Genomic DNA, 5,428 nt, shown 5'->3' with positions numbered 1-5,428 from the left:
GTCTTAGTGTAATCCTAGGTAGAATAGTTAGGCAATCACTCTCTTTAGGCAGCTTCATGGATTCGATTTTACTGATTATTTTTATTTCTTTGGCGATTGCCAGTGTACTCAATATTGTGCTGAAAAAGTTTTCAGTGTCGCACATTATTGGTTACATAGTGACCGGCACCATAGTCAGTAATTTATTTGACTTTAATTCGTCTTCTTCTCACTCGTCCTTAGATTTAATTGGCGAGTTTGGTATTGTGTTTCTAATGTTTACCATTGGTTTAGAGTTGTCTTTTAACAAACTCAAAACCATGAAAGAGATCGTATTTGTTAACGGCACTGCGCAGGTGTTAGTTAGCGCCTTAGTGATATTCTTGGTGGCGTTTTTTGGTTTTTCGTTGGCTGCTACTACGTCTGTGATTATCGCTTTAGCCTTTAGTTTATCGTCAACAGCGATTGTTTTAAGTTACTTAAAACGTTCTAAAGATGTGGTGACGCCTTATGGTGAAAAGTCTGTAGCTATCTTGATTTTTCAAGATTTGGCTGTGATCCCCATTTTATTATTAATTAGTTTTTTGGCTAATGATGAGTTGTCGATTGGTGAAGTCTTGTTCAACACGTTGATCTCGGCCACCATCGTCATAGTGTTTATGTTCACCCTAGGAAAAAAGCTTATTGAATGGTTGTTGCACTTTTCAACCAATGCCAAGTTAGAAGAGCTTTTTTTAGGCTCAGTATTAAGCATAGTGATAGGGGCATCTTTGCTTGCCCACGAAATGGGGTTTACTTACTCGTTAGGCGCATTCATTGCTGGCATGATCATCGCCGAAACCAATTTCCATGTAAAAGTTGAATCAGATATTGCCTCATACAAAGACGTGTTGTTAGGTGCGTTTTTCTTTTCTATTGGTACCAAAATCGACTTTGTGTATTTTTATCAAGAGTTCTTTTTAGTATTGGCTGTGTTGGCGTTAACCATGCTGGTGAAGGCTCTGATTATTTATGCCTTGATTAGGCGAAAATCTAACAAGAGTGATTCAGTAAAAACAGCTATAGCTTTGTGCCAAATTGGTGAATTCTCCTTTGCTATATTTTCGTTGGCACTCAGTGAGAATATCTTGTCCGCTGAATTAGGTGGTTTTTTGATTCTGGTCACAGTGTTGTCCATGATCGTGACCCCTTTTATGGTGAATAACATTTATAAACTATCATCTTATTTCGCTAAAGAATTTTTCGAGTCAGATAAAATTTCGCCTATTAATGACAGTCAACATACGGTGATTTGCGGCTTTGCCGTGACCGGCCGCATAGTGGCAACAGAGCTGGCCAAACAGGGCGTTAATTTTGTGATTATTTCAGACAACCTAAAACATGTATTGTTGGCTAGAAAAAGGGGATACAAAGCCTATTTTGGTCACTTAGATAAACGGCCCGTGCTTGAATCTTTAAAAGTAGAAGAGTCTGCAAGTGTGATTGTCACCGTGACGAGTTTAGTGGCCAAAAAGATTGTTTGTCAGGCAGTGTTGGCTTACCACCCTAAAGCACAAGTGATAGTCAAAATTACCAGCTTGGTTGAGCAAGAGGCGCTAAGCGGAATAGGCATCACTGATTTTGTACATGCCTACCAAGAAACGGCAAGGTTATTGGTGAAATCTAGTTTAGAGCATCAAGCTAAGGTCATTAGCTAAGTTCCCTAGATAATAAGGCTAGTTAAGATGGCTAACGAAGGGCAAATAAAATTGTCGCCATAAATGGCCGACCTATAATTGTTTTGTATGTCGTGGCTTCAGCCCGACAGTTGGAGCCCGACGCTTCTTCAATCGCTTTAGCCAGACAATGTAGAGGAAATAAGCATGAAACATGGCATACGAACTAAAATCGTCAATTGGCTGACCTTTGTTGCTCTTATTCTCAGCTTAGTGAATTGGGTGTTGGTGAGCAAAGTAGTCAGTACCTCCGGCGATACTGGTATCGCTTTGTGGGCCATTTTTATGTTTAGTTTTACGCTGGTTTCTATGCCTTTACATGGCTTGTTGTTAGTGCTGGTTGTGGTGCAGTGTTTTATTGGTTCACTAAAACCTATCAAATGGCTTTGTGTCTATTTGGTTTTTACCTGTTTTGCTCATGTTTTAATCGCAAATCAATACGGGGCATTTGATTCCAATCCAAATGACCCACCTGAACTTACTTCTTCAGAGTTAATTATGCTTCAGGCCTTTAGTGGGGGAGCCAATGTTGATTTGGTGAAGCTCAAACAAGCATTGGCACAAGGTATCGATGCCAATCAGGGTTTCCATCAAGATAAGGTGCCTTATTTAGTCAAAGCGGCAAGTGTTGCCGATGATGCAGCTATAAAACTTTTATTAGAGGCTGGCGCTGATCCAAATAAACGTACAACAATTGATTACTCAACTAGTTTTTATATTAGCTTTAAACAAGCGTCTCCGTTAGATGTTGTGGGATTTTCTGAGTATGGCGATGTGCAAAAAAGTATTCAGTTATTAGTAGACGCTGGTGCCCAAACAAAAGATTCGTTGTTAAGTTTAGGGGCATGTAGAAAGGGAGATTTAGGGTTGTTTGGCTATGTCCTTCAATTCAAGCAGCCGGCCGAGAATATTTCAAAAATACTCGTTGATGCCAAAGGAAAGACCTGCATTCATCTAGCCATTGAGACTAATCAGATAGACTTTTTACGAGCTATCTTGTTAGAGGAAGCGACTAAAAAACAACGTTACATACTGCAACTCCAGGTGAAAAGTAATAATGGTCAGTTTCCTCTGGATTATGCCTTGGCTAAAAAGCACTATCGTGTCGCGTCTATCATTATTGAAGCAGGAGGCACAGCTAACCAAAAATGGAGCATCAAACGGATCATGGATAATAATGCCCAACAACCAGAAGTCTTAAATCTAAAAGCCTTAATTAAAAGTAAAGGAATGGTGCAATGAATCTTCGAACGCTATTAATTTCAGCAGGAGCTTGCAGCATATTAGCGGGTATTACCCATCTTGGGATTATGGTGGGAGGGCCAGACTGGTACCGTTTTTTTGGTGCGGGTGAACAGATGGCAAAAATGGCTGAAGCGGGCAGTTATCAACCAGCAATAATCACAACTGGCATTGCATTGGTGTTATTTATATGGGGATTGTTCGCCTTGTCAGCTGTCGGAGTGGTACGTAAGCTCCCTTTTTTAAAAACGGTGCTGGTATTGATCTCAGTCATTTATTTAGTTAGAGCAATGGCTGGTTTGACTCTATCTTTTGTGAGTGAACATCCCGCCATTACACAAAATTCTTTGACCTTTTGGCTCATTAGTTCAACTATATGTTTTGTGATTGGAATCTTGCATTTATTTGGTACTATCCAATTATTCAAACAAAAAAGTTGATTAGGATAATAAAAATGAAAACTATGACTTGTAAACAACTCGGCGGGGTATGTGACACACCTTTCTCTGCAGAAACATTTGATGAGATAGCCACTCAAAGCAAAATCCACGGCATGCAGATGTTTCAACAACAAGATGCAGCTCATTTAGCAGCTATGGCAAAAGTAAAAGCTCTTATGACAGACCCTCAAGCTATGCAGGATTATATGGATGCAAAACGCGCCGAATTTGAAGCAATGCCAGAGGATTAACAAAACCTTCTAAGCTATTTATACGTTTAGCTTATACAGATTTGGAGTCACCTAGTTTGTTATTAGGTAGTTGAGTCTACTTGTTTCATTCGGGGGACTTTAAGCAAATTAATCGCGTGTCTATTATTATGTTTCACTAAAGGAATTTAGCTATGTTAAAAATGGAATTAACGAATTATCGAAAATACCCCCTCATTTTTTTATCTATTCTTTCTTGTATTTTAACTGCCTGTGGAGACAGTGAGAAAACGCCAATAGAGTCCGTTGAAAATGTTAATAACCGACTTAAATTAAAAGAGTTGATTGCCGAACAAAACCTCAATGGCGACGCCTCATTGGGCCGTGCCCTGCCAAATATTGAAGAGCCTATTGCCCAACTAGGAAAAAAGTTATTTTTTACTAAAGGTTTAGGTGGAGATAAAGACTCTGCTTGTGTAACTTGCCATCACCCTGTTCTAGGAGGGGGGGATAATTTATCGCTTTCTATTGGAGTCGGTAGTGAAATTGATGACATGCTTGGGGAAGGACGTTTTCATGACAGCGCTTCAGAACACTATGACGGCGGGCCAACAGTCCCACGAAACGCGCCCACTACATTTAATCTCGGAATGTGGGATAAATTTATGTTTCATGATGGCCGTGTAGAAAGTATGGGGAAAACTCAAGGTGTAAACGGTGCCGATGGTATGGGGATTCGCACACCCGATTCTGAATTTGGCACAGCAGACCTTCATGCGGGAGACAACTTAGCCGAAGCACAAGCAAGGTTTCCTGTTACTTCACCAGAAGAAATGCGTGGTTTTATATTTGCAGCAGGTAAATCTAATTCAGAACTTCGAACTGAATTAGAAAATCGAATAACGTTAGAGGGAGATTGGGACGAAGAGTTTGTCAATGTATTTGGAGATAACGCTATTACTTATGCGCGGATAGCCAAAGCTATTGGAGAATATGAACGTTCACAAGTTTTTATCAATACCCCTTTTAAGGCATTTCTTGAAGGAGATGATACTGCGCTAAGCCCAAGTGCAATTCGTGGCGGCTTATTATTTTTTGGTAATTCAGAGCAAGGCGGAGCTAATTGTGCGTCATGCCATTCTGGTGATTTTTTCACTGATGAAGCCCATCACGTGACCGCTAGTCCACAAATTGGACGTGGCAAAGGTAGTGATAATGGGGTAACTAAAACAGATGATTTTGGGCGCTTTTTAGTAACAAAAGATCCAGCTGATATGTACCGTTTTCGCACGCCAAGTTTACTTAATGTTGAGGTGACTGGCCCATGGGGGCATGCTGGCGCAAATACCACATTAGAAGGTGCTGTTCGACATTCATTGAACCCAGCAAAAGCATTTGTCGATTATGACTTTTCACAGCTTGAAGCGTCTGTTCAAGTCAGTGATATGCAGATTAATACCCAATTTGCAGTGAACCAATTGATCGAAAATCAAAATAATAATGTTCCCAATGTATTAAGAAACTTTGAATTCGTAGAGCAGGATGTTAAGGATTTAGTAGAATTTTTACATGGGTTAACCGACCCTTGTGTTAAAAACCGTGAATGTTTATCTCCGTGGGTTTCAGAAGGGCTAGATGAAGATCCTGATGGAATGCGTCTTAATGCTATTGATCAATCTGGTAATGCTTTGTAAAAAATATAGAGTGCATTTTTAATTTGAGATAGTACAAGCGCCTAACTGGGGCTGATACCAGTTAGGCGCTTTTGAGAGACGATGCAGACACCATTATATTTTTTGATTATGTTGGCACTCATAAGGCGGTAAAGCCTTATGATTTCCCC

5 protein-coding genes are annotated in these 5,428 nt (G+C 40.0%); all 5 read left to right on the top strand.

The window, feature by feature from the left end:
• Positions 1–56: 56 nt before the first annotated feature.
• The 5 genes from ACSHXM_RS20640 (at position 57) to ACSHXM_RS20620 (ending at position 5,279) form a co-directional block, all read left to right on the top strand.
• Positions 57–1,676: a cation:proton antiporter domain-containing protein gene (locus ACSHXM_RS20640; RefSeq protein ID WP_435692089.1), complete on the top strand. Its 1,620-nt coding sequence runs from the start codon at positions 57–59 to the stop codon at positions 1,674–1,676.
• Positions 1,677–1,841: 165 nt separating this feature from the next.
• On the top strand, positions 1,842–2,936 hold the full coding sequence (locus tag ACSHXM_RS20635; protein WP_435692087.1) for a hypothetical protein: 1,095 nt from the start codon (positions 1,842–1,844) through the stop codon (positions 2,934–2,936).
• Complete coding sequence (locus ACSHXM_RS20630) at positions 2,933–3,376, top strand: hypothetical protein (RefSeq protein ID WP_435692085.1); 444 nt, start codon at positions 2,933–2,935, stop codon at positions 3,374–3,376. The genes ACSHXM_RS20635 and ACSHXM_RS20630 overlap by 4 nt, the downstream gene beginning before the upstream one ends.
• 14 nt (positions 3,377–3,390) lie before the next feature.
• A complete protein-coding gene (locus tag ACSHXM_RS20625) occupies positions 3,391–3,627 on the top strand; it encodes a hypothetical protein (RefSeq protein WP_435692083.1) in 237 nt (78 codons plus the stop codon).
• Positions 3,628–3,779: 152 nt separating this feature from the next.
• Positions 3,780–5,279 carry a cytochrome-c peroxidase gene (locus ACSHXM_RS20620; protein ID WP_435692081.1) on the top strand — a complete coding sequence of 500 codons (1,500 nt, stop codon included), beginning with the start codon at positions 3,780–3,782 and terminating at the stop codon, positions 5,277–5,279.
• Positions 5,280–5,428: the final 149 nt, after the last annotated feature.

This window comes from Paraglaciecola sp. (assembly GCF_051252315.1).
In the GTDB taxonomy this organism is placed as follows: Bacteria; Pseudomonadota; Gammaproteobacteria; order Enterobacterales; family Alteromonadaceae; genus Paraglaciecola.
Note: the sequence above shows the minus strand (reverse complement) of the source record. Positions and strands in the feature narration are given on the sequence as shown.